Origin of the sequence: Psychrobacter sp. Arc9 (assembly GCF_041431295.1) — a bacterium.
Taxonomy (GTDB): domain Bacteria; phylum Pseudomonadota; class Gammaproteobacteria; order Pseudomonadales; family Moraxellaceae; genus Psychrobacter.
In genome coordinates, this window is record NZ_JASMRK010000009.1 from 54,359 (window position 1) to 80,779 (window position 26,421).

At 43.5% G+C, this 26,421-nt stretch carries 21 protein-coding genes and 3 tRNA genes; 14 read left to right on the plus strand and 10 right to left on the minus strand.

Features of this window, described 5'->3' with window-relative positions:
* Positions 1-23: 23 nt before the first annotated feature.
* The 3 genes from potC to potA are packed head-to-tail and all read right to left on the minus strand — an operon-like array spanning position 24 to position 2,949.
* Complete coding sequence (potC, locus tag QO187_RS06875) at positions 24-830, minus strand: spermidine/putrescine ABC transporter permease PotC (RefSeq protein WP_102094681.1); 807 nt, start codon at positions 828-830, stop codon at positions 24-26.
* Positions 830-1,708, minus strand: a complete 879-nt coding sequence (gene potB / locus QO187_RS06880; protein ID WP_102094682.1) for a spermidine/putrescine ABC transporter permease PotB — start codon at positions 1,706-1,708, stop codon at positions 830-832. The genes potC and potB overlap by 1 nt, the downstream gene beginning before the upstream one ends.
* Positions 1,708-2,949, minus strand: coding sequence for a spermidine/putrescine ABC transporter ATP-binding protein PotA (gene potA / locus QO187_RS06885; RefSeq protein ID WP_102094683.1), 1,242 nt, complete (start codon positions 2,947-2,949; stop codon positions 1,708-1,710). Before potA ends, potB begins: the two co-directional genes overlap by 1 nt.
* A gap of 390 nt (positions 2,950-3,339) precedes the next feature.
* On the opposite strand from potA, the gene QO187_RS06890 reads away from it, so the two are divergent.
* From QO187_RS06890 to QO187_RS06900, 3 genes are all read left to right on the plus strand, one after another.
* On the plus strand, positions 3,340-3,978 hold the full coding sequence (locus QO187_RS06890) for a carbonic anhydrase (protein WP_057758161.1): 639 nt from the start codon (positions 3,340-3,342) through the stop codon (positions 3,976-3,978).
* Between the two features lie 176 nt (positions 3,979-4,154).
* Complete coding sequence (gene gloA, locus QO187_RS06895; protein ID WP_102094684.1) at positions 4,155-4,718, plus strand: lactoylglutathione lyase; 564 nt, start codon at positions 4,155-4,157, stop codon at positions 4,716-4,718.
* 72 nt (positions 4,719-4,790) lie between these two features.
* The gene (locus QO187_RS06900; protein ID WP_102094685.1) at positions 4,791-5,768 is read left to right on the plus strand and encodes a mechanosensitive ion channel family protein; all 978 of its coding nucleotides are present in this window, start codon (positions 4,791-4,793) and stop codon (positions 5,766-5,768) included.
* Between the two features lie 128 nt (positions 5,769-5,896).
* Here the strand turns inward: QO187_RS06900 and QO187_RS06905 are convergent, their stop codons facing one another.
* The 3 genes from QO187_RS06905 to ribA form a co-directional block, all read right to left on the minus strand.
* Positions 5,897-6,373, minus strand: coding sequence for a cytochrome c (locus tag QO187_RS06905; RefSeq protein WP_102094686.1), 477 nt, complete (start codon positions 6,371-6,373; stop codon positions 5,897-5,899).
* Between the two features lie 386 nt (positions 6,374-6,759).
* Positions 6,760-7,770, minus strand: coding sequence for an oxygen-dependent coproporphyrinogen oxidase (hemF, locus tag QO187_RS06910; protein WP_102094687.1), 1,011 nt, complete (start codon positions 7,768-7,770; stop codon positions 6,760-6,762).
* A 7-nt stretch (positions 7,771-7,777) separates the two neighbouring features.
* Positions 7,778-8,506, minus strand: a complete 729-nt coding sequence (gene ribA / locus QO187_RS06915) for a GTP cyclohydrolase II (protein WP_102094688.1) — start codon at positions 8,504-8,506, stop codon at positions 7,778-7,780.
* Positions 8,507-9,121: 615 nt separating this feature from the next.
* Between ribA and dxs the strand changes: the two genes are divergently transcribed.
* Positions 9,122-11,203, plus strand: coding sequence for a 1-deoxy-D-xylulose-5-phosphate synthase (gene dxs / locus QO187_RS06920; RefSeq protein WP_371547829.1), 2,082 nt, complete (start codon positions 9,122-9,124; stop codon positions 11,201-11,203).
* 356 nt (positions 11,204-11,559) lie between these two features.
* The gene (locus tag QO187_RS06925; RefSeq protein ID WP_102094690.1) at positions 11,560-12,387 is read left to right on the plus strand and encodes an inositol monophosphatase family protein; all 828 of its coding nucleotides are present in this window, start codon (positions 11,560-11,562) and stop codon (positions 12,385-12,387) included.
* Between the two features lie 92 nt (positions 12,388-12,479).
* Here the strand turns inward: QO187_RS06925 and QO187_RS06930 are convergent, their stop codons facing one another.
* Both QO187_RS06930 and QO187_RS06935 read right to left on the minus strand, forming a co-directional pair.
* Positions 12,480-13,919: a wax ester/triacylglycerol synthase family O-acyltransferase gene (locus QO187_RS06930; RefSeq protein WP_102094691.1), complete on the minus strand. Its 1,440-nt coding sequence runs from the start codon at positions 13,917-13,919 to the stop codon at positions 12,480-12,482.
* A gap of 174 nt (positions 13,920-14,093) precedes the next feature.
* Positions 14,094-14,915 carry a thiazole synthase gene (locus tag QO187_RS06935; protein ID WP_101205496.1) on the minus strand — a complete coding sequence of 274 codons (822 nt, stop codon included), beginning with the start codon at positions 14,913-14,915 and terminating at the stop codon, positions 14,094-14,096.
* A gap of 327 nt (positions 14,916-15,242) precedes the next feature.
* Here QO187_RS06935 and gspE point away from each other — a divergent pair, with 327 nt between their 5' ends.
* Positions 15,243-16,796, plus strand: coding sequence for a type II secretion system ATPase GspE (gene gspE / locus QO187_RS06940; RefSeq protein WP_102094692.1), 1,554 nt, complete (start codon positions 15,243-15,245; stop codon positions 16,794-16,796).
* Between the two features lie 110 nt (positions 16,797-16,906).
* On the opposite strand, the gene QO187_RS06945 is transcribed toward gspE, so the two are convergent.
* Positions 16,907-17,380, minus strand: a complete 474-nt coding sequence (locus QO187_RS06945) for a RidA family protein (protein WP_102094693.1) — start codon at positions 17,378-17,380, stop codon at positions 16,907-16,909.
* Positions 17,381-17,418: 38 nt separating this feature from the next.
* The gene (locus QO187_RS06950; protein WP_102094694.1) at positions 17,419-18,144 is read right to left on the minus strand and encodes a DUF4442 domain-containing protein; all 726 of its coding nucleotides are present in this window, start codon (positions 18,142-18,144) and stop codon (positions 17,419-17,421) included.
* Between the two features lie 377 nt (positions 18,145-18,521).
* Here QO187_RS06950 and QO187_RS06955 point away from each other — a divergent pair, with 377 nt between their 5' ends.
* The 8 genes from QO187_RS06955 to gspF all read left to right on the plus strand — a co-directional run bounded on the left by QO187_RS06955 (position 18,522) and on the right by gspF (position 26,236).
* Complete coding sequence (locus QO187_RS06955) at positions 18,522-20,039, plus strand: McrB family protein (RefSeq protein ID WP_228153242.1); 1,518 nt, start codon at positions 18,522-18,524, stop codon at positions 20,037-20,039.
* Positions 20,040-20,054: 15 nt separating this feature from the next.
* Positions 20,055-21,575 (plus strand): McrC family protein, encoded by a 1,521-nt coding sequence (locus QO187_RS06960; RefSeq protein ID WP_228153243.1) that lies wholly within the window; start codon positions 20,055-20,057, stop codon positions 21,573-21,575.
* A gap of 238 nt (positions 21,576-21,813) precedes the next feature.
* Positions 21,814-21,890 (plus strand) — tRNA-Pro (locus QO187_RS06965).
* A gap of 105 nt (positions 21,891-21,995) precedes the next feature.
* Positions 21,996-22,072: transfer RNA gene (locus QO187_RS06970), tRNA-Arg, on the plus strand.
* Between the two features lie 41 nt (positions 22,073-22,113).
* Positions 22,114-22,189, plus strand: a tRNA-His gene (locus QO187_RS06975).
* 442 nt (positions 22,190-22,631) lie between these two features.
* On the plus strand, positions 22,632-23,567 hold the full coding sequence (locus tag QO187_RS06980; RefSeq protein ID WP_102094695.1) for an AraC family transcriptional regulator: 936 nt from the start codon (positions 22,632-22,634) through the stop codon (positions 23,565-23,567).
* Positions 23,568-23,888: 321 nt separating this feature from the next.
* Complete coding sequence (locus QO187_RS06985; RefSeq protein WP_102094696.1) at positions 23,889-24,950, plus strand: hypothetical protein; 1,062 nt, start codon at positions 23,889-23,891, stop codon at positions 24,948-24,950.
* Between the two features lie 83 nt (positions 24,951-25,033).
* Positions 25,034-26,236, plus strand: coding sequence for a type II secretion system inner membrane protein GspF (gene gspF, locus QO187_RS06990; protein ID WP_057758190.1), 1,203 nt, complete (start codon positions 25,034-25,036; stop codon positions 26,234-26,236).
* The last annotated feature ends 185 nt before the right edge of the window (positions 26,237-26,421 follow it).

Genomic DNA, 26,421 nt, shown 5'->3' on the forward strand with positions numbered 1-26,421 from the left:
AGCAATTAATAAGCAATCAACATTTAGCGCTTACGTAATAACAGCTGTGAGATAACCACCAATACTAGTGAAGCAACCAACAATAACGTACCAATCGCATTGACCTCTGGTTTTAGACCGACGCGCACCATAGAGTAAATGCGCAGCGGTAAAATCTCATAGCTAGGCCCTGTGACAAAGGTCGAAACCACTACATCATCTAGCGATAGGGTAAAGGCAAGCAACCAACCCGCCATGACTGCTGGCAAGATAACTGGGATCAATACTGTACGCACCATGGTTGATTCGTTAGCACCCAAGTCGCGTGCCGCTTCCATTAAACGTTCATCTAAACTACTCAATCGTGCAAAGACGGTAATGACAACAAAGGGTAGGCAAAAAGTAATGTGCGCCAATAGCAGCGAGACGAAGCCCAGCTGCAAACCAATCAGTAAGAATAATGCTAATAATGAGATAGCGAGTACAATCTCAGGCGACATCATCAGGACAAATAGCAATCCATTTAATAAGCCTTTACCACGAAAATTATAACGATGTAAGGCTAGGGCAGTGAGTGTACCTATCAAAGTCGAGACAGTGGCCGCCACCAATCCCAAGACAATAGAATGCCAAAATGCATCGAGCATCGCTTGGTTATTGAATAATGATTCGTACCACTTTAAGCTAAAACCGCCCCAGTTATAGCCAATTTTTGATTTGTTAAAGGACATCACTACCAAGACGATGATGGGCAAATACAGTAGGGCATAAATCAGGCCAAGATAGCCTTTGGCGGCGATACTGCCAATCTTAAGCGTACGAGCTTTTTTTGTCGGTGCACTATAAGACATTAGGCCACCTCATTAAAGTCGGTCTTGCCAATACGGCGGCTACTGGCACGATAGGCGATTAATAGTACGGCCATCGCAAGGGTCAATAATACGCTGGCTGCTGCACCGAATGGCCAATCACGCGCATCCAGAAATTGGTTTTTAATAATATTACCGACCAATAAATTACGAGAACCACCCAAGATGTCTGCCACATAAAACATGCCCATCGCAGGCAATAGCACGAGCAGTACACCAGAGATAATCCCTGGTGTCGTTAATGGCAATACCACATGCCAAAAGGTTTGTGTTCTGGATGCGCCCAAATCTTGCGAGGCCAATAGCATATCATTGCGTAAGTCGGTAAATACTGCATATAGCGGTAGCACCATAAACGGGAATAACAAATACGTTAAGCCGGCTATCACCGCGCCTTGAGTGTATAAAATATCAATAGGGGCATCGATGACGCCTATCGCTAGTAGGGTTTTATTAATCAAACCGTTATTGGCAAATAGCAATTTTAGTGCATAAGTCCGTACCAAAGAGTTGGTCCAAAATGGCAGTATCAGTAGTAGCATCAGTAACGGCTGCCAACGTACTTTTGCTTTGGAAATCAGCCATGCAAAAGGATAGCCAAGCAGTAGGCAGATAACCGTTGTGATACCTGCCATCCATAATGAGTGGACAAATACCTCAAAATACAACGGGTCAATCATCCGCACATAACTGTCGATGCTGACAGGTAAGCTAATAAAGGCACTGCTATCACGGGTCAAAAAACTGACAGCGATGACTAGAATATTTGGCAATAGTGCGAATATCAGTAGCCAACCCCAGATTAGCCAAAGCGTGGCGGTACGAAATGGACTTTTACTGCCTAAGTGGTTGCGAGCCATCAGCTACCATCCTTTTGTGCAGTTATGTCTGACGTAGCTTCAGAGTCTTCTGGCAATACCCATTCCCAGCCATCTACCCATGAGACTTTGACGCCTTCGTTTAGTTTGTAATCGAAGCTTGGGTCGTCCTCGTCAAAGAACTCAGAAGCCTTAATGATATGACCATTTGCCAGTTCGATAATCGAATCTAAGGTGCTACCTTTATAGTTACTTTCGATGACACGGCCTAACAGTCCGCTATGCTCATTGTCTTTTGGATCGTATATTCGTAAATCTTCGGGGCGAAGTAGTAAATTGACGATATCGCCCACTTGCACATCATTGGCAAAATTGGGACGACGTAAGTTGCGTAATGTGGTTGGCCCTTCTTGCGCTTGCGCTTCACAGACTTCGACCTCGATGCGTCCGTTAGTCACTTTGCCATCGCGATCTGGCTGGTCTGGATGGACACCTTTGACCTCAGCTTTGAACAGATTGGTTTCGCCGATAAATTTTGCAGTAAATAGGTTGGCAGGGGTTTCATAAATCCCGATAGGCGTACCGATTTGTTGGAACGTGCCGTCTTTCATCACGGCAATACGGTCTGACATCGAGAGCGCTTCTTCTTGGTCATGAGTCACGAAAACAAAGGTAATGCCAAGTTCACGTTGCAGACGCTTGAGTTCAGATTGCATTTGCAGGCGCAGTTTATGATCGAGCGCGGATAATGGCTCATCAAGTAATAGCAGTTTAGGGCGGTTAATCACTGCGCGTGCAATCGCAACTCGCTGCTGCTGACCACCAGACAAATCTTGCGGCTTGCGGTTGGCCAAATGCTCTAGCTGTACCATCGCTAGCATCTCGCTAACACGTCTTTGGATTTCATCTTTTGGTACTTTTTTTAGCTTTAGGCCATAAGCCACGTTTTGGGCGACGCTCATATGAGGGAACAATGCATATTGCTGAAATACGGTATTGACCGGACGTTTATCAGCGGATAAGCCTGCCATCTGTACACCATCCAAATATATCGCTCCAGCATTAGGCTGCTCAAAGCCTGCAATCAAGCGTAGTAATGTCGTCTTACCACAGCCTGATGGGCCAAGCAGCGTCAAAAACTCACCATGTTTGATATCAAGGTTGATGTCTTTTAGGACTTCGGTTTGATCATAGGTTTTTTTTAGACCAGTCAGTTGCAGCAGCACCTGATCATCATGAGGTGACGCAGAGGTGTTATGCGTATTTTGAGATAAATCGGTCATAATATCTGTTCCTAAGCGTCCAATTTCTGTATACAGCTGACTGTCATTATAGGGATTGGCATGAGCGTAAGCGCGGTCTGAATGCTGCCTGAGTGCTGCGTATTATAACAAACCCTTGGTATAAGTCAGTGCAAGTTCATTATAAGTTACGCGAGTAATACTGTCGTAGCAGCGATATATACAGCTATATTTTTAAATGTGACTACATTCACCTAGCGATATTTAGACAAATTTTTTTACCGTTTTTGGGTTTTTATTCCTATACAATCACGTTATGGCTGACAAATATTATTAGCCTGATAGTTTGACGATAATTAGTCAGTCTGTGCTGGAATACATGTATGCAAAACAGCTTATAACTCTAATATTATTGATGATAAAGGATCTCTCATGCCTACCGATATACGTCCAACCACAGGTCAAGAAGCACTTGAGCTTTTAAAAGCAGGTAATGCACGCTACGTTGATAGCCTCACCAGTACCGATGAGTATATGCAGCGCCGTCCAGAGTTGGTCAAGGATCAAAATCCATTGGCCATTATTTTGGGTTGCTCGGATGCACGAGTACCCGTTGAGATTGTCTTTGATCAGGGTTTGGGAGATTTGTTCGTTATACGAGTCGCAGGTAATGTGGTTGCACCATCGCAGATTGGTTCAATCGAGTTTGCAGCCGAAGCCTTTGGTACGCAACTGGTGGTGGTACTTGGACACTCGAAATGCGGTGCTGTCACGGCTTGCGTTGAGACACTGATTAATCCTGAACAAAACTATTCACCTAACTTGCAGTCCATCGTAGATCGTATTCGTCCAAGCGTTTATAACTTGCACGAACTGGCAACTGCCAATGGTCAAGACGTCGATGCAGACGAGTTGGTCGATCGTTCTATCCGCGCTAACGTACGTATGTCAGTCAGTCAGCTAAAGCATGGCTCACGTGCATTAGAGGACTTAACCAATAGTGGTCAGCTATTGGTAGTCGGTGCTGAGTATGATCTTGAGACAGGAAAAGTGCGTTTTTTAGATAGCTAGTTAGTCTTAGATAACTAGCTAGTTAGGGTATACAGACGAACACACCTTGTTCATATTCTTACAAAACCCTATCAGTTATTTCGCCATTTTTTATTATGATAAGAGAACGACGCAAATTACGACAATCGTGATTTGCGTGTTTTTGCCTTTATTTTCTGAATTATATTAGGATAATTATGTCTACTTCATCTAACAACAATAACGACGCAATAGACCAACCTGCTAGCAGCGTCAGTACTGATGGTGTTCAGCCAATCTCATCACAGACGACCGGTTTTACTTTTAACCACACCATGCTGCGTGTCAAAGACCCAGTGAAATCGCTTGAGTTTTACACTGGCGTCTTGGGTATGACCTTGCTTGCCGTTAAGAAGTTCCCTGACATGGGATTCGATTTATATTTCTTGGCTAAGTTGACCGAGAGCGAGCGCGAAAACCTGCCAACTGGCGATGATCTAGAAATCTTTGCTTTCCGTCAGCGTGGTATTTTGGAGTTGACGCATAACTACGGCACCGAAACCAAGGCTGATTTTAGCTATCATGACGGCAATCAAGATCCGCAAGGTTTTGGTCATATTTGTTTTAGCGTTCCAAGCTTGGATGAAGCGGTTGCTTGGTTTGATAAAAATGACGTCGAATTTAAAAAGCGTCCAGAAGACGGTAGCATGAAAAACATTGCCTTTATCAAAGATGTAGACGGCTACTGGATCGAAATTGTTCAGGCCGATTTGATGGGCTAGTTGTCAGAAAGACAGCACCTATTAAGATAAGTGCGCTAATAAAAATAAATAGAATAAAGGAGTATCACCCAGATGCCTACCTCTGAGGCAGAAACGACACTGAGTGCTGAGACAGCTGCGCAGTCTACGACAACGGATGGATTGACCTATCAAAGCATCCTTGGTTCGGCAAATGAGATATGGGTTGGCTTTGTTGAACGCATCCCATACTTTGTCGCATCAATTATCGTTATCCTAATTTTTTGGTTCTTATCGATTGTCTTCAAAAAAATCGTTCACAAATTATTAGGTAGCCGTAGTCGGCATCAGAACTTGGTCAAAGTGTTTCAGCGAGTAGGTGGGGCGCTTATTTTCTTTATTGGTTTTATGATAGCGATGGTTATTGCAGTGCCAGGATTCACCCCTGCTAAGCTGATTGGCGCGCTCGGTATTGGTTCCGTTGCTATCGGTTTTGCTTTTAAGGATATCTTCCAAAACTTACTCTCTGGTATCTTGCTGCTAATTTCAGAGCCGTTTCGTATCGGTGATCAGATTGTCTCAGGCGACTATGAAGGAACAGTCGAAGATATCAAAATTCGCGCAACTACCATCAGGACTTATGATGGCCGTCAAGTGGTGATTCCAAATTCAGATCTCTATACCTCAGCATTGACCGTCAATACCGCTTATAAGCAGCGCCGTCTGCAAGTCGCAGTTGGTATCGGTTATGAAGATGATATCGAAGCGGCCAAAGCTGAGATTATCAAGGCGTTAGATAAGATAGAGAGCGTCTCGAAGAAAGCAACGCCAAGCGTGATTGCTACTGGTTTTGGTGGTTCGTCCATTGATCTAATGGTACGCTGGTTTATCGAAGATGGTACGCAAGCCAATAAGGTTGCCTCGATTCATCAAGTAATTGTAGGTATCAAAAACTCATTGGATGCAGCGGGCGTAAACATTCCATTCCCAATACGTACGATTGATTTGAGTGATCCTTCAGTGAGTGCAATCGTTAATAAAATGAACGAGCAGCAAGACGTTGTGGATGTGAATAAAACAGTGGCAGAGTAGGGCGCTCGGTGAAATATTTAATTAGTTTCGAAACTTTGATTTCCACATTATTCAGAAAACTAAAAAACCGCCACATCAATTGATATGGCGGTTTTTTATACGTGTCTACTTGCTATAAGTATAAAGGCTTATTCGTCTTTTGCTCTAAAGTCGGTATGGCATGATTTACAGCTTGCACCAACTTGTCCAAACGCAGGCTTAACATCGTCCATGCTAGTGGCGTTTTGGGCGGCGGCGTTTAGCTCAGCAGTGACTTTTTGAAAGTTTTCCACTTCAGCACTGAAGCCATCAGCATTAGACCAAACCGCTTCAGTAGCATTACCTACCGCTTCTGGATCTTCAAAATGACTCCAAGGCTTGGCGGCATCTTCTGCCAAGAACGCCGCTTGCTCTTTAAATACATCGGCATCAAATGTGTCAGGTGCTTTTGCCATATCACCCATGACGCCCATTGCATCGCCCCAGTTTTTCATGGTGTCTTGACGCGCTTGCACATCAGGGTTAGATCCTGTTGAAGTGCTACAGGCCGTTAGCCCCAGTGCAGCCGCCATCAAGGTAACGCTGAACAGAGATTTGAAAGATTTGTTGGTATGAACCTGTGCCATATGACTTACTCCTTTAAACTTGGCTAATAGTAAGCGCGATTACAAACGCTCGCTTCGTCGTAAAATATAGTTATACAAAATACTGCCTAAAATTCTTTTGAGCACAGTTGCTAATAAAGAACGTCTTCTATTGTAACGGTTATCTGGGCGATGGGAATTATATAGTTGTTATATCCTCGTAATATTTTAGATAAGCATAACTTAACTTGGTTGTTACTGCTCATAGTTGATTGCGATGATTGTATAGTAGCTGCACAACGTATTTCTGTACGATAACAACGTGGGAGTAGCTCGTTTAGATAGTACTGATAATAAAAAAGGCCAGCGATAGTAGCTGACCTTTTTAATATTTTCCAAAAATATGAGTATTTCAATATTTACGAAAACTACAGTGCTAACCAATCACGCGGTTTTAGATAGTAATCGGTCAACTCAAATTCAGGCGTTCCTTTAGCAGGCTCAAAGCGATAATGCCAACTGGCAAGCGGTGGCATACTGACTAGGATGGATTCGATACGTCCATTACTCTGTAGCCCAAATAGCGTTCCACGATCGTAGACCAGATTGTATTCAACATAGCGACCACGGCGATAGAGTTGAAACTCGCGCTGCGTTTCAGTATAAGGCGTGTTTTTACGCTGTTCAAAAATCGGCATGATACCGTCAAGATAACCGTTGCCCACGGCTTTCATAAAGTTAAAGCAAGTCTCAAAGTCCCAGCCGCGACTCTCAGTACTGACGTCATCATAAAACAGACCACCAATACCGCGCTGCTCATCACGATGGCGCAGATGAAAATACTCATCACACCACTGTTTAAAATCAGCGTAAATATTGTCCCCAAAAGGCGCACACAAGTCATGACAAACTTGATGCCAGTGTACACAATCAGCGAGTACTGGATAGAATGGCGTTAAGTCAAAACCACCACCAAACCACCAAATAGGTGCTTCACCTTCCGCTTCCGCTACGAATAAACGCACATTGGCATGGCTCGTAGGCACGTTTGGATTTTTGGGATGGACAACCAGTGACACGCCCATTGCTTGGGCTTTACGTCCAGCGATATTAGGGTGACGCGCTGTCGCCGAGGCGGGGAGGTTATGTACATGAATATGGCTAAACATGACGCCCGCTTTTTCGATGACCTCGCCATCTGCCAATACGCACGACCGTCCGCCGCCGCCTTCAGGACGTTCCCAGTCATCAGGAACAAAGGTCGCATACTCGTTGTTATTAGTGCTGCCGTCACGCTCTTGTGCTTCTAGCGATTCACAGATACGCGCCTGTAAATCAACCAAAAATTCGCGCACTCGCATGATGTCGTTATTGGTTGGCGTCGTCACGGACGCCACCGTTGATAAGTCTGTTTCGTTATTTGTATTTGTAATACTCATAAGATATCTATTTATTCAGGTGTATGGCGGTATTAAGGTCTGTATCGAGAGAAGCGTCTATATCAAGATTGATATTTTTATCAAACAAGTGGCCCATGCGATCACGTTTGGTTGCTAGATATTCCGCATTCATATCATTGACACCGACCAACAATGGCACCCGTTCGACAACATCAATACCATGCTCAGTTAGATAAGCGACTTTGTTTGGATTGTTGGTAATGAGCCTGACGGCATCGACACCGACATGGGCAAGCATCGGACCACACATATCATAGATACGCGCATCGGCAGGCAAGCCTAACATGAGATTAGCATCCAGCGTATCATGCCCCTGATCTTGGAGGGCATACGCACGAATCTTATTGGTCAAACCAATACCGCGGCCTTCTTGACGCAAATACAAAATTGCACCGCAACCTGACTCTTGGATGGCTTGCATGGCAGTATTGAGCTGCGGACCGCAGTCGCATTTCAATGAGCTAAACGCGTCGCCTGTCAGACATTCAGAATGAATGCGAATGAGCGGCACTTGCTTTGCTATCGATTCGTTCTTTTGGTTTAATATCATGTCGTCTGAGGGTTGGCTAGCCATGATATCTGTCTGTTGATCGACCACAGTTAGACCAACGGTCAGCATGACATGCTCTTGACCTTCGCTATTTTCAAAGATATGAATATCAAACTCGCCGTGACGAGTGGGTAATTTGGCACTAGTGATAAATTGATATGACATTGCTGTCCTACATAAGCCTAAAGTCGTGGCGGTGAAAAGTATGTTGTTGCTGTTTGAGATGAGCGCTGTTTGAGACGGTTACTGTTCGAAATAACTATTAGTTGAGATGAGCATGTCACCTAAACTTTCCTGCTAAGATTAAAATGATACCAGTATAACCTGTTCATAGAGACAGCGTGCTCATTGTATTTTTTATAAAAACACACAAAGTTCACAGACGACGCACGATGATTAAAGCGACAATTAAAAAAAAATGCTATTATGCCATACTATTTTGACGGATACAGTGACAAGTCTTTACCCTTACATTACTATGTCGTCACTAACATCCGCTATTGATGCAAAATAATAGGGCATAATGTCACCCCTCAGTTGTCAATAGTATAAAAGCATCAATAGTTTGATATCAAAACGTTGGTATTGACGCGCAGCCTATTGTGCTAGCGTGTCTACTGTCGTAAGTAGCGCAGCTATACAAATACGAAAGTTGCATGAATAATTATATGGTCGATTACATCAATAATGATGTAGGTATTATTGACGTCTTTTGATTATAGTCACCGCTATATTTTAAAGACACGTCTTGTCAGCAGATTGGTAGGTATCGTACGGTTTATGCAGCAGTCACCTCATTCTCCAAAGTCTCAGTCCCTATCTACATCAGTGCTGGATTCTGCTGCTCAGTTATCGAGCTTACAGCAGACCTATACTGTGATACCACGTGTGCGTCCTCATACGCCATTGCTTGATGCAATTGATACACCCACTGACCTCAGCACACTTTCGGCTGCCAAGCTTATTACGCTGGCTGATGAATTGCGCCTTTTTCTATTGTATTCAGCTGGTCAGAGCGGTGGGCATTTTGGTGCCAACTTGGGCGTGGTTGAGCTGACCATAGTATTGCATTATTTGTTAGAGACGCCGCAAGACCAAATCGTCTGGGACGTGGGTCATCAAGCTTATGCTCATAAAGTACTGACAGGTCGCCGTGAGCAGCTAGGTACTATCAGGTCTAAAGATGGTCTGACGGCGTTTCCTGAGCGCGCAGAATCTGTCTACGATACATTTGGCGTTGGTCATTCATCGACCTCTATTTCAGCTGGTCTGGGTATGAGTCTCGCCCTGCGTTATCAAGGCCGCGAGCAAACGGTTGCTTGCATCATCGGCGATGGTGCAATGACAGGCGGCATGGCATTTGAAGCCATGAATGACGCAGTACAGCAAGATGCTGATTTGCTAGTCATCCTAAATGATAATGATATGTCGATATCATGCTCTATTGGTGGATTTTCACGACATTTAGCCATGCTTTGGGAATCAGGTTATCAAGTAGATATCTCTGAGTCAGGTGAGCCAGTACTCTGTCACCGTCCTGATATGCAAGCGTTCGATCGCCGCAAGCGTCACAAAGAGATGCGTGATGTTCCGCAGCTAGAAGACAACTTATTCAAAGCGATTGGTTTTACCTATTTTGGTCCATTTGATGGGCATAATATTCCTGAGCTACTGCGCGTATTGTCACTGGCTAAGCAAGTAAAAGGCCCAGTATTGGTACATATCTATACCACTAAGGGTAAAGGCTTTGCACCAGCAGAATTAGATCCAGTGGGCTATCATGCAATCAGTAAATTGCCAGTCGAAAATCATAAAGAGCATAAAGAGCATGAAGAGTCTAAAGCTGACTCCATAGAGCAGCCAACGAAACAACCAAGTACAAAGCCAGCGTTAAAATATTCGCAAGTGTTTGGCCAGTTCTTATGTGATAAAGCGGCTGAAGACGATAAGCTACTGGCTGTCACCCCTGCTATGGAAGAAGGCTCAGGGATGACGGACTTTGCTCGTCACTTTCCAGAGCGTTTCTTTGATGTGGCCATTGCTGAGCAACATGCTGTCACACTAGCGGCTGGAATGGCAACTCAAGGCGTCAAACCTATTGTCGCAATTTATTCAACGTTCTTGCAGCGTGGGTACGATCAGCTGATTCATGACGTGGCTTTACAGAATCTCGATGTGATGTTTGCCATAGATCGAGCGGGCCTAGTCGGTGAAGATGGTGCCACGCATGCAGGCGTGTTTGATTTTGGATTCTTGCGTTGTGTGCCTAATATGGTGATTGCAGCGCCAAAAGATGAGAACGAATGCTACCATTTGCTCAATACTTGCTATGAGTATCCAGGCTGTACGGCGGTACGTTATCCGCGTGGTACAGGCACAGGTGCTGATATTAAGCAGCCAGCCCAAACTTATAAAATTGGCGAAGCAGTTGTCGAGTCAGTATTAGGTAAAGCTGATGCACCTTACAAATTGGCATTATTGGCCTTTGGTACGATGGTTGCAACTGCTCAGCAAGCCGCAGAAACCCTAACAGATAACGATGCAGCGTTAGATTGCCAGATACAGGTGGTCAATATGCGTTGGGTAAAACCGTTAGATACGGTAATGCTTGAGACGTTACTGGCGCAAGGGGTCACTCATATAGCAACCCTAGAAGAGCACATGATTATGGGCGGCGCGGGTAGTGCAGTGAATGAGTATTTACTCAATGAATCGGCTGCCTTTAAACAAAGTCGTCCAGCTATTACTAATATCGGTATTCCTGATCGTTTTATCGCTCATGGCTCCCAAGCAGAGCAATTGGCCGACTGTGGTCTAAATGTCGAGGGCGTGACTAAACAGCTTAAAAAGCTCTTATTGTAAGCATTGTTTTTAACGTTACAATATTATTTTAAAAAATTAATGCGTTAAAAAGGTCTTACTCAAAACTAATATAAGCTCCTTAAACAGAGCAAACGCCTACTAGCCGTAGGTGCTAACTTTTTTACAACTTGCGCAGTTTAGATGATCGCCAAAGTACTGGCTTGGTCAGCGTGACGGTTTTTTCGTTTTTATCGAACAATTTTAGTATAATGCGGGTGTCTTTTATAAGTTTCCGTTTATAAGAGACACGTTTTTAATCGCATAGATGTGGTGTGATGCGGCGGCTGTTTGGCATGTTGTGGGCACAAAGTTAGTCTTATTTTTTTATATTCATTCATCAAGCAAATAGGTTATTTATGGAACCCATGGTCGTCATCGCAGCGCGTACTGCTGAAAAAGTTGGTAAAGAGATTTTATATGCGCATCAAAACCGCCACAAAATCGAGTTAGATATTGAGTCTAAAGGACTTGATGGTCTGGTTACCCGCATTGATCGCTTTAGCGAAGAGCTCACTATTGAGACGCTAAAAGCCAGCTATCCTAATCATTCATTTTTGGGTGAAGAGTTTGGTATGCAAGAAGGCCGCGGCGAAGATGCTGACTGGTGCTGGATTATCGATCCACTAGACGGCACTAAGAACTTTGTCCACGGTGTACCGCAGTTCTGCGTATCTATCGCAGTCCAGCATAAAGGTGTCACCCAACATGGTGTGGTCTATGATCCTGTTCGTGATGAGATGTTCTCAGCGAGCCGCGGTAAAGGCGCGCGCTTGAACAATCGCCGTATGCAAGTGAGCGAGCGCAAAACCATTGATGGCGGTTTCTTTACGACTGGTCATCCGCTTGAGCGTAAGCGCAATGGCGAAGTTATCTCTTATGCCAAACAGCACTTTGAGAGCTTACAGAAGATATCTGAGGCAGGTGGTCAGGTACGTCGTATGGGTTCAGCTGCACTTGACTTGTGCTATGTTGCTGCTGGTCGTTTTGACGGTTATTTTGAGATGTCTATCAAGCCTTGGGACATCGCTGCGGGCGAGCTTATCGTAACTGAAGCACGTGGTGTGGTGGTTGATCATACTGGCGCGCACAACTCTATGACATCAGGCTCTATCTTTGCTTGTAATGTGAAATTGCTTAAGCCATTGATGCAAACAGTTGTACAAATTTGGGGTGACGCAATCTAAACGTTAACCTTAATGGTATTAACGTTTAGCGCTTTCAGGATTTAAATTCAAGTAATATCTATATTGAGTATGAATGAAAAAAGCTGGTTCCGTTATGGAGTCAGCTTTTTTGTTTTATCATCACCCTTATTGCCTGCTTTATCTTCGACGGTAATGCCTTTGAATGCTAATTCCTTACTGGTAGTTTCTAGCAGCTGCAACTCTTCTTCTATCAGCATTAGCATATCTTGTACGCGAGGCAGCGCCTTGCTACAAGCGGTGATACCAAACTCAATCTTATCTAAATAACTGGCTAAGGTGATATTCATCGCTTGACCATTAAAGACAATAGAAGCGGGGTACAACGATTGCAGACGTGCGCCGTTCCAGTACAGTGGCTTTTCAGAGCCAGGAACGTTGGAGATAATTAGGTTAAAGGCCTGCTTTTTGGGGAATAACCCTGTCGCTAGATTGATACCCTCCCACGCATAGGCAATCACACTATAGTTGATAACCTGCGCTTGATTCATGCGGCGAAAGCGACGTTTGCCGTTATTCATACTGCGATGAATCAATTCTATTCTACGTAAAGGATTGTCTAAGTGGGTACCCAAATTTGCCAATACAAATGACAGCTGATTACCCGAGACACTTTTGTCTGTACGTAGCGACATCGGCACAAAGGCAATCAATGGTTTGCTCGGCAGGGCGTCCATCGAGATTAGATAACGGCGAAGGGCACCAGAACAGACGGCGAGTACGACATCATTTTTGCTGATATTCAATCTCTCTGCGATATCGTTAAAGCGTTTGATGTCATAAGACTGTGCTGCTATACGACGAGATGCCGAAATGCGCTTGTTCAAAATGCTCATAGGTGCATCAAAAGTGCCGACATAGCCTTCATCGCTATAGTTTTTAAGGTTGTCTAGCAGCTCTGTGAATACAGGTTTGATGGTAGATATTTGCTCTTTAATGATGCGTTTGACCGATCTTTCAGCTGGCAAGATAGCGTTGACATGGTTGCGATGGCGCGCCATCAACGACCACACTGGCAAGGTTACGGGTTCTGTCGCTGATTGCGATAGCGACTTTTGTACCAAACGCATCGCAGCGATGCCATCTACCAATGAATGGTGAATCTTAAAGTACAACGCAAAACGCTCAGGGCTGCCCTCAGTTTCGGGCTCAATACCCTCAACCACATGACATTCCCACAGCGGCATGGCACGGTCCAACAGACGTCCATGCTCTCGTGAAACGTACATCAATAGTTCACGTACGCGTCCAGGACTTGGTAGCGCGACATGATGCAAATGATGCTCAACATCAAAATCTTTGTCTTTTTTCCAAAAGGCTAAATGTTCAAGTACCTGATTAAAAGGAAAGCTGGGCGGCACATCAGACTCTTGCATTTGTTTTACCAATTGATAGACAAAATCGCTATCCGCATTGTCTGGTAATTCAAATACAAACAGTCCACCAACGTGCATGGGCTGTTTACGCGACTCAAGAAGTAGAAACAACTGGTCGACTGCTGTGAGAAGTCGCATAATAAATCCTTTTATGACGATAAGTGTTATGTGAAAATTATAATAAGTAGATATTCAATCAAATAACATTTTTTATTATTTTATAGAGCGTGTTAAGCAATCAACCATAGCACTGACAGCACTATACGTAAATACTCAACACGCTCTATTATGACATGTCATCTATACTTCAATTTATTGAAAGAAATACCCAGTCTGTGGTGAGCTGGCAGTAGCCATCTTACGCATAGGCATACGACCTGCCAAAAACGCAGCGCGGCCTGCCCACATAGCATGTTTCATTGCGTGTGCCATCATTACCGGGTTTTGTGCATTGGCAATGGCTGAGTTCATCAGTACGCCATCACAGCCAAGCTCCATTGCAAGTGCAGCATCAGACGCAGTGCCGACACCAGCATCAACCAATACGGGCACTTTAGCGTTTTCGATTATTAAGCTAAGTGTATGACGATTGAGTAGACCAAGTCCTGAACCAATCAAGCTGCCAAGCGGCATAATGGCGACACAGCCCATGCTTTCTAATTCTTGTGCGACGATAGGGTCATCTGACGTATAAACCATCACCTCAAAGCCATCATCGATCAATACTTTAGCGGCTTTTAAAGTTTCCATAACGTTTGGGTATAAGGTTTTTTCATCACCCAATACCTCAAGTTTAACCAAATTATGCCCACCCAATAACTCGCGAGCAAGCTTACAAGTGCGAATGGCTGTTTCGGCGTCAAAGCAGCCAGCAGTATTCGGTAATATCGTATATTTATCAGGTGAAATCACATCTAATAAGTTAGGCTCATCACTATTTTGTCCAATATTGACACGGCGAATAGCAACGGTCACGATTTCGGCTGCTGAAGCGGCAATGGCTTCTCCAGTCTCTGTCATGTCTTTATATTTACCGGTACCGACTAACAGACGCGAAGAAAAGGTACGGCTACCGACAGTAAAGGTATCTTGTAAAAGTGGTGTTGGATGAGTAGTGCTAACGTTCTCTGACATAACGGAAAATCCTAATATCGAGCGGGAGAAGGGACAGACAAAATATGATGGGCAATCTAAGCAATCTAAAAGTTGTAATAGACAATGGCAAGCTGTCAGAAAAAAAATCGCATGATATGCTCACTTTGATAGTAATAATATGTGCTGGGCGATAGGTATAAAGCGCCAGTCACATAAAATAATACCCGTCTAAAACAAAATGCTATTATAACAAACTCATGCAACCTTACTGGCAGTCTTTTTTGATTCGAACTGTTAAGGACAAGGCATCCATCATGTCTTGGCGTGCGTACTTCTTACCTTCTCCTCACTTATTGGGCCGTCTTTATGATGCAGTTGCCATACAGCTTTGCGAAACGCCATCAGATTTTAGCCATACTTGCGATAGATCCTGAATTGCCGCCAACATTGGTACTCACCAAAGCTACTCCGTTGTCAGCGATCAATGAAGCGGTACGGTTTTTACAGCAGCAAGGCATTCGCGGTGTACCCACTTACGAAAGTGTTAGCGCAGATGATTTTGAAAAACGTATGAACGCAGCTTATGCTGGCAATACAGGAGAGTCGCAGCACATCGCTGCTGGACTTGAAGACCACCCTGATCTCGATAGTCTGGCAGATAGCGTCCCTGAAACTGAAGACTTGATGGATCAACAGGATGATGCGCCTATCATTCGTTTGATCAATGCATTATTGTCCGAAGCTATTCGTTTAAGTGCTTCAGACATTCATATTGAGACTTTTGAAAAGCGTTTGGTCGTTCGTTTCCGAGTCGATGGTGAGCTAAAAGAAATCATCACACCAAAACGCCAGCTAGCTCCATTGTTGGTCTCGCGTATTAAGGTAATGGCTAAGTTAGATATCGCCGAAAAGCGAGTACCGCAAGATGGTCGCATCAGTTTAAGATTGGCAGGGCGAGAGGTCGATGTGCGTGTATCGACCTTACCATCGAGCTTTGGTGAGCGTGTGGTGATGCGTCTATTAGACAAGCAAGCTGGTCGTTTGAATATGACGTATTTGGGTCTTTCTGATAGTGACTATACTGAGCTAAAGCGCTTAATTCATCGTCCGCATGGCATTATTTTGGTGACAGGACCGACTGGCTCGGGTAAAACCACGACGCTATATTCTGCATTGACCGACCTCAATGACCAAACTCGCAATATCTTGACCGCCGAAGATCCGATTGAGTTTCAGCTTGATGGTATCGGGCAGACGCAGGTTAACAATAAAGTAGATATGACATTTGCTAAAAGTTTGCGTGCAATGCTGCGTCAAGATCCCGATGTGGTGATGGTTGGTGAAATTCGTGATTTAGAGACAGCAGAGATTGCCGTACAGGCGTCTTTGACAGGGCATTTGGTACTATCGACGCTGCATACCAACACTGCTATCGGTGCAGTCACTCGCTTACAGGACATGGGTGTTGAGCCGTTTCTGTTGTCGTCGTCGCTTATTGGCGTAGTAGCGCAGCGTTTGGTGCGTACCTTATGTTCACATTGTCAAAGCTGGCAGGCTGCCGATACCGAGCAAGCCAAGCTATTTACCGAAATTGGCATTGGGTCAACGCTGAAAAGTGATGCCAAAGATATAGCAAGTGAGTCGATTCGTTTGCCCAAGCCAGTTGGCTGCGATAAATGTAATCAGTCAGGATTTAAAGGACGTACTGCTATCTATGAAGTCGTGCCAATCGACGATACATTGCGCCGTATGATTCATAGCAATACGGCTGAGTATGAGCTGGAAGAGTATGCGCGCCAGCAAACACCGTCGATACGTGCAGATGGTTTGCGTAAGGTCATAGAAGGGCGTACGACATTGGAAGAAGTGCTGCGAGTGACGAAAGAAAGCGCCTTAACGGACGATACAATATTGGTATAAATTTGCGAACTAGATACTGGTATAGCAAATAAAAAACAACTGGTGTGAATAGCCAGTTATTTAGTTTTAAAATTTTTATGATTGTGAAGCTTTAGAGTTTTTAGCCGCTATTATTTTGCAGCCATACACTCAATCTCAACGCTTGCTCCAGCAGCCAGTTCTGATACGCCAAAAGCTGAGCGTACAGGATAAGGCTTTATCATCTCAACCTTGTAGACCTTATTAAAGTCATCAAAGTCATCCATATCAGTCAGCATGACCATACATTTAACGATATCAGACTTTCGGTAGCCGTACTTTAATAGCGTGCTATGGATGTTATCGAGCACTTGCTTGGTTTCAGCTTTGATACCGCCTTTGACCAGTTTGCCATCTTTAAAGCCAATTTGTCCCGACATATACAACGTATTGCCCACGCGTACAGCCTCTGAAAAAGGATAAGTACCGCCATCGCCCAAGAAAGTAGGGCCAGATTTAGCAATGCTAACAACTGTCGTCGTATTAGCATTAGCGCTATGAACAAAACCCAATGAGCACATAGTGGCTAGCGCTAGCGTAGATAGGCAAGTGCTAAGTTTGGACATACTGTTTCCTCATTGGGTTTGTTATCAATTTTTATTAACTACTTGTCAGTACTATTATTTTGAGTAGATGATGCATCGCTTTCTTCGATTGATGCCTCGGTTTTAGAGTCATCTTCTGCAACTTTTTCAGACGCTTTACCTTGGCGGCGTGCCTCTAGCTCCGCTTTTGGTATCCATGCCCACGTCATCTCAACCACAATTGGATCGCGGTCACTATCAGATTCACGATCTTTGATGACACAAGGGATAATCATCTCACCTTTTGGTGTGTTTAGGATATCCAAACGCTGTTCATCAGACAAGCTTGCAATAGCAGCAATTTGACCTTTTTTGATTGGACGATGGAAATTTACCGAGTAAGATTTAATCAGCAGAATGCGATCAGAAGGCAAGTTTAAACCCAAAATAAAGCCAGTAGCCGTCTCAGCCAGTAATGTGATAGCGACTGCATGAATAGAGCCGATATGGTTTTGGACGGCTTTATTGTTGTTTAAACTAACGACGACTTGGTTTGGTTCTACCGTCTCATAATAAATGCCGGTCGTGCCGACATAGGGAACGACCTTGCCAAAGGCTTTAGATAAAATACTTGAGCGTGCACCAGCAGGCAGATATTTGGTGACGGATAACAGTTTGGTAAATTGATTGCTAATTGGTTTTAGCGTGCTACTGGGTTTTTCAACTGAAGATTTTGTGCTGTCAGATACTTTGGCTGGCAGTTTATTGGTCAACTTGGCGGGTAGTTTTTTTAATAATCCTGACATACAAAATTCCTTAACGTAAATGAGTTGAATGACATTATTAGCATGGCTTTTTATGATAGCGACACAAATATAGATAATGAAAGTCGCTATAAATACTATGGTACATCAACCATTGCCTTCCTACTATTATTAGCATGAACTGCTGCGCTTACAAAACTATAGTAGCGTGGCTATGTTGCTAGGTTATGTCATCAATTTAGATCGCCACTTAAAGTAGTCTAGGTATCTTATATGCCAGCGTCATTTGGACAAAGGAAGCCGAGTGAAAGTACTACAAATAGTAGACTAAGTGAGACTGATACCGTATCTAATTTATAGAGGGTTGACTATAGTTACCATGCCAATAGACAGTCACGTTATAATGACAAAATGTTAGCATGTCTATTTTAAACCTGTTTTTAATGCCGCTGGATAACGTTATGCCTGATATGTCTGCTCATGAACCGACCAATATTATTTATACGGGCGTTGCTGGTACAGGTAAAACCTATAGATTACTGCAAATCGCGAAGCAATATACCGACTATCTACCCAAGACTGAAAATGAAGATTTATTAGCACAGCTGCTGCAAGGTCTAAGCTGGCGCGAAGTATTATGTTTGGTATTTTTAGATTTACGTACTGAACAACAGGATTTGTTAAAGGTACGAGAAATTATTGATCATCCTTTTTTTATGACCAAAGCTGCTCAGAACTCACGTGATAAAAATCTAGATAGTACAGCTTGGTTAGAGTTACGCAGACATAGCCCTACGAACTCTCAAACAGTCAGTTTTGATAACCGCGCTAGCCAAGCTTATTTTGATAAAGACAACAGTGGAGCATGGTATTTATTACCTGAGTGTATGGTGCTACTAGAAGATTTATCGCAGCAATTAGCAGAGTTTCAGCAGGCACAGCGTGACAACCAAGCCCATCAAAATCAAAACATTGCTCAGCAACGTTTTAGTATGGTGAGCTTCCACCAAGCCTACGGTTATGAAGAGTTTGTAGAAGGTATACGGCCTGTCATGAGTGGCGCTGCACCAGCAAATAACAGCCCTTCTAATCAAACTCAAATGAGTTACGCGGTGCAAGATGGAGCATTCCTGAAGCTATGCCAACGCGCAGCCCGTGACCCTCAGCAGCGTTATGCCATGCTGATTGATGAGATTAACCGTGCTAACGTGTCACGAGTGTTTGGTGAGCTTCTCAGTTTGATAGAGCCTGATAAACGAGCGGGCAAGCCAAATGCGATGACAGTAAGTTTGGCGTATTCTGGGCGTGCTTTTAGTGTGCCTGCCAATGTCGATATTTATGCCACTATGAATACCCAAGACCATTCTTTAGCACCACTTGATATGGCGTTACGCCGACGTTTTCGTTTTATTGACTGCTCACCGCAGCCTAATTTACTATCGACAATTCGAGCCAGCAATGACACCGACACTGGACTGTCTGACGGTTCAGAAGCAGCTATGATAGATTTGAGCAAATTACTAACAGGCTTAAATAAACGTATCGTGCAGACACTGGGAGTAGAAGCGCAGTTGGGACATGCTTTTTTATTTACCGTCACTCAATTAGAGCAATTACAAACAGCTCTCGTTGAACAAGTTATTCCTCAATTGGCTCAAGCAGCTGGTGGTCAAATTACGGTGCTGCAGTATATCTTTAGAGATGAGCAGCAACCGACAAGCAAGCAGTTTGTACAGGACAGTCAAGCATTGATGAATGACGACTTGTATAATCCGATGGGCAACCAAAACAATGCTTCCGCTGAACACCAAATGTTTGCAGGGCAGGGTTCTTTTCTTGGTCAGTCTATGAGTGTAAATAGTTATACTATCAATGCCGATCTGACTGCTAGGGAAGGTGAGTTTAGTAATGCTGCTATCTATCAGCGTTTGTACTAGCAGGGTGACCGTTCAGTGATAACGAATAATCCATATTACGCCAAAGAGCACTCTATTAGGGCAAATAGTCGTCAGACTCGTATCCCTAATAGTAGTGTCGCTACCATGAATGTTATCACCGTGTTTGAGCATCAACGTCTGACCGTGCATGATTTTTTGCAAGCATCTGATTTCGATTGGCTAATAGTGCAAGAGTTTGCAGCATTTACTATCAAGCGTAAGCGAGGACAGTGGCAGCTTAAGGTTGGGCACTATATTGGGATTATTCTCCTACCTAGTGGCATAACGCTTGAGATATTGCCAAAGCTAAATCAGTCTACTCAGAGCAATGATATCGTCCAGACCCGTCATTGGGTACAGGGTATGCTATCGGATTTAATTAATCTTGATACGCGTAACAATCGTAAGCTACCCAATACGAAAAATTTCGGTCAGTTTAGTCCCCAGTCCACTCCTTTAGCGTTAAAAGTATTGCCTATATCAGACTGGCTGATTGAGCAGTTTTTGCAGCGTTTAATGGATTATCAACCAACCAAGCATTATCAGGCTCAGATTGAAAATCAGGCATCCCTGCAAGGTCGACTGCTTATCAAAGAGCAACTGCGTCATAATAGTATGCAACCGCATAAGTTCATCTGTGAAAGTAGCGTATTAAGTCACGACATGTTGGCCAATCGATTGATTAAGAGTGCATTGGTTTACTTGATGCCTTTATTGCCCAAGTTTATTTCCTCAAAACTGTTGCAGCCATGGCAGCAAGTGCCTACACTAAACAACTTTGAGATGCAGCAGATAGCGTTAATATATGCTCAAGCAAAGCGTCAGCTAGACGTTCAGCCACTCCAAAAGCAAAAATTGCATGCCGCGCAGCAGTTAGTAGACTTGGCATACTGGTTATTGAAACAGACGACAGCTACGACAGGTAACGGTATTGATCCAAATAGACAAAATTGCTCTCAGCTAAGATTGTGTTTATTGATCGATATGAATCAAGCTTTTGAGCAATGGGCAAGTCAGCGTATCGCATCTGTATTTCAGCAGATTAGTAGCAATTATCGTCCTTTTTACCAAACCCAAAGTGTCTGGCTAAACGATGCTGAAGGACTAGCGTGCTTATCTATACGGCCTGATTTGCTGATATTTGAAACTGCCTCTGATGATTATCAAAATCAGAGTGATACAGCAGCTCATCAAACTAAAGCTAAAGAAAAAACCAAAGGTCACTACAGTCATGTCATCGATATTAAGTGGAAGTACTTACCACATGCCGCTGCGATTAGTGCGAGCGACGCTTATCAATTGACTAGCTATGCACAAGCTTACTTGGCGGGGCAGATCTGGTTGGTTTATCCGGTGCTAGGTAGTGATAGGCAGCCAGTAGCGCTCAAGCAGCAAACTCATTATGGTAGTAACGATAGCAGTAGCGATGATATTAAAAACAATGAATCAATTGATGCCCATTTATGGTTAATGCCGTTTGATGTTTTGACAGGTACACTCAACGGTGAAGTACTGCCACATTTGGACAAAGTTTAATATCGTTATCAATGACAGCGCGAATGACTGATGGATAAAGGGCCTTATTGTCACTATTTTGGTGAAATTGACGTAATTTTAAAAAAATTAGCGATTATTTGAAATTAATCGAAAATAGGTGTTGACACAATCGCCTTTACCCCTTAATATGTGCACCTCGATAGCGAGGAACATTAATAAGTTAGCGGCATTGCCAACAACGAGTTGATTGACAAACTATCGTGATAATAGAGAATTTCGGAGTGTGGCGCAGTTTGGTAGCGCATCTGGTTTGGGACCAGAGGGTCGTAGGTTCGAATCCTATCACTCCGACCATCTATTTTAAGAGCCTTACAGGCTTTTTTTTATGTATAACGGTTTAGTTTCTGATATAGTAAAATATATTGCAAAGTAAGCTTAGTATATAAAAGTCCTCTAAGAGCGCCTGTAGCTCAGCTGGATAGAGCATCTCCCTTCTAAGGAGGTGGCCGCAGGTTCGAATCCTGCCAGGCGCACCATTTAGCCTGCAAATCTTGCCTATTCTTTGGCAATAGTTATGGCGGTTGTAGCTCAGTTGGTAGAGCCCCGGGTTGTGATCTCGGTTGTCGTGGGTTCGAGTCCCATCAGTCGCCCCATATTTTATTCTGTATGTATCTACATAAAAATCATATCTCAATCTAAAAAATATATAAGTAATAGCACTCGCCCTTGATGGCGATTTTTTTATGCCTATTCGATTTTATCTCTATATTATCTTTATAATATTAAACAGATTGAGTTTGATAGCACCTTCAATACTAGATAATCCCCCAAGTTTTTACCAACATTGCCTATAGTTTTCCTTGAGGCCTAGCGTGACTGTGTCTATTCTATTATCGTTTAGTAATTCTAATAAGTAAATAGACATGACGTTTTAAATGATGCATTATGCTTAAATGTTATCACATTCATTGTATTTAATAAAAATTATTTATTGGAGCCAGTATTGGCATAGAGCAAACCGACAGAACTTGTTATTAAGAGTATTATTTTTTTAAGATGAATCGTTATTAATCTGCATTACTGAGGAATTGATTGATGGACGCACTGAGTGTATTGCTGCAAAACGTGCATTTATTTGAGACTAAGTATTACCGTCTAAATGGCACTGGCAATTGGTCTTATTCTATTACTAGAAAAGACACCATTTTATTTTACTTAGTAATGTCTGGCGGTTTTTGCATTGATGTCGGTAATGGTCTACGGGAAGCTCGCGCTGGCGACATGATTATGATTCCGAATGCGCACAAGCACGTGAGTTATGCACTTAATCACCATGGCGATGTTGCTGAGTCGCTTGATGAACTATTGAGTAATTGCACCGAGCGTACACTTGATATCGATGGCGATGGAGACCCCAATTCATCTTTGATACTAATCGAATGCAAATACGACAAAGAGATGATTAATCCTCTGTTGTCGGTACTGCCACCGATATTGCCAGAGCTCAATGATGCTGCTGACGGACGGTTTGAAGTGATTGATGTAGAGATAAAGCTGCTAACACTAGAAGCTGAGCGTGAGCGTATGGGCAAAACGGCCGTAATCAATCATTGGGCAAGCATCATGATGATTGAGTGTTTGCGCGTGTATATTGAAAGCTTGCCTGAAGCCACAGAAAACTGGCTCAAAGCCATGAAGGATCCTTTTTTGACCAAGGCACTAGCCGCGATGCATGGGGCACCGAGTGAAAGCTGGACCATTCATCAACTTGCAGAAGTAGCAGGAATGTCGCGTTCCAGCTTTGCACAGCGTTTTAAAGACACTGTTGGTATGCCGCCACTGACTTATCTGATTGATTACCGCTTACGATTGGCGGCTCGCTATTTACGCTTACAGCAAAACAGTATTAGCCGTATCAGCGAGATGGTGGGCTACGCCTCAGATTCGACTTTTAGTCAGGCATTTAAGCGTGTGTATGGTGTCTCGCCAAAAGCATACCGTCAGCAGTATCGACAGAATAATCTTGCATAGTTCTAGTTGCTGTTTATTTAAGTTATTTAAATAGAATCTCGACGATAAGCGCTAAGGTCATTTATATGTCCTTGGCGCTTTTTTTTAATTTGTGAATACATATTGTTTATAAACGTTGAGTCACTCATATCTATAAGACCTTTGGTAACTTGCTATGGCTATTTTAGTTAAGGACAGCTGACATTGAGTCTGTGTTCAGGTACTATGGGTTGATGAGTCGTCGAGACAAAAGCGTTGATTTTGTAGCGCGTTATATGCCCTTATACGATAGGCATATAAAAGAATCGAGACGATGTTTATTTTCGCTGCTGATGGTATGTTATGACTGAACCGACCGCAAAGCTAAATGCAGAAAGTAATGGCCAACAAGAGACCATTACAACTGCTAAAAAAGAAAGTAATGTTGATAAAAACACTGCTGTAGAGAACCCGCATGTCGGCAAAGAGGCGCCGAAAAATGAGCCGGTAGATACACCTGATAAGGCGGCATTATTGACGATGTTTACCTTGTCAGATATCGAGGCGGTAGCAACTGAAGCAGTAATATCTGAGTCATCCGATAGTCTTACAGTAGCTGCAAAACCTGTGGCGCAAGAAACCAATGTCGCTACGCAGCGTGTTGCGCTTTATCGTGTTCAGCATGAGCGTACTCGACTGTTATATATGGCATCTGCCAATACGCGTCCTACTTACTTAGTACAAACCCTGAAGCCACAATTCGCAGAATATCAGCAATATTTACTTGCGCAGCAGCTTGATAAACGTGGGTTGATGGATACGGATACGCTCGAAAGACTCTGGCAGCAGCTGCATGTGGTCGATGATATTATTGCAGATATCGTGCTTCATATGCCTGCACAGCAGCCCGCCGGTTGGCAGCTGACGACTCAAGATGGTCGCAACCCATTGTGCTTTGCTACAGTCGGTAAGTTAAAGCACGGCAAGCCAATTCGCGACCAAGGTAGCCTCAACAGCTATGTACTTGGGCACTTTGGCGTGAGTAGCTTTACCTACGATCGAGGCTATTATATCGGTCATGTGGTTGGTTATTTATTCAGCTGTTATTATTGTGCTCACTTGTCGATTACTTATGGCGTCACAGCCCTTGGCCAGCAAGTCGTGGCTGACTATGATTATGCCAGTCTTGAAACCCCGCATATGGTTAGGTTATTACAAGGTCTTGACGGTTATTGCAAAAAACGCATTTATCAGTTGGCCGTTATTTGTGCGCGCTTGAGTGTTTTTGCGAGTGATAAACGTATTGAAAGAATGCTAATCGCTGAGGTTAATGACTTTGATAAAAAGCTACAGCAGCAGCATTTGGATGTCTTATTATTACAAGGTTTAATGCCTGATAGTAATGACTCAACGCCACTGCTCTAAGCGTTGAATGTCAAATTAATAAATTTCTATTAAGTCATAAATTATAACTGTCTACCTGTAAGCCTCTTAGGATATCTGTTGCCATGCCTGCCTATCATTTCAAAGCGCTTGACGACCATGGCGTTGTCCAAAAAGGCTTGCTAGAAGGGGACTCTGCGCGGCAAATTCGCCAGCAGCTGCGTGATAAGCAATGGACACCTGTTGAAGTCAATCCGGTCAATGACAGACAGAGTCAGAGCAAAAACCGCTACAAAAAACCGTCTGCATACGAGCTGGCATTGCTGACACGTCAGCTATCTGTATTATTGGCAGCGGGTATTCCACTTGAGGAAACCTTGGCAGCGGTTGCTAAGCAATCCCCAAAAACTCATATCAAATCCTTAATGCTTGCAGTGCGCTCACATGTCTTGGAAGGACTCAGCTTAGCACGTGCTTTGCAACAAGCCGCTAGCTTTCCGCCGTTATATATCGCTACGATTGCTGCAGGCGAAAAATCTGGTCACCTTGATCTTATCCTCAACCAACTAGCAGACTACACCGAAAACCGTTTTGCCCTCCAAAAGAAAATCCAAGGGGCTATGGTCTATCCGATTGTTCTGATGGTAATGGCAATTGCGGTAATTATGGGGCTGATGAGCTTCGTCGTGCCCAAAATTGTCAAAGTCTTTGAACAGTCTGAGCAAGCACTGCCTTTAATTACTCAAATCGTTCTCACGCTATCGAATATCATTACTCAGTGGTGGTGGTTGATACTATTGGTATTGGCAAGTACCGCATTTTTATTCTACCGTTTTGCCCAAACGCAAGCAGGTAAATTAACTATCGATAGCGTGGTGCTTAGATTGCCGATACTAGCTAGATTGTCCAAAGGTCTGAATGCCGCGCGGTTTGCCAGTACCCTTGCGATACTAGTACGATCAGGGGTGCCACTGATTGAGGCATTACATATTGGGGCTGCGGTCACGACCAATTTACATATCCAAAAAACGATTATTACTGCGGCTGATAGGGTCACAGAAGGCTCCAGCTTGTCTAGTCAACTAGAGAAATCTACTTACTTTCCACCGATGATGGTACAGATGATAAAAAGCGGAGAAAACTCAGGCGAGCTTGAAAATATGCTGAGCCGTGCCGCCAATATGCAGGAGGCAGAAGCAACCAATTTTATCAGCACCTTATTATCATTACTTGAGCCTTTAATGCTGGTGTTGATGGGCGTAGTAGTTATGATTATTGTAATGGCGGTTATGCTACCTATCGTTAATATGAACGATTTAGCAGGCTAGGTTCAGTCGCTAGCCTATGATTCATTATGCTATTCACATACAGACAGCTTCCTATCTCCAAAACCTCTATTTAGTTCTCTTTTACTCTATTCATATCACCTAACTTGCTTGCTAAACCTTGGACTAGCTTTCTTAAGGTTTGCTTACTGTTGTATATTGTTGAACGAACGCTATTTTTGCTATGG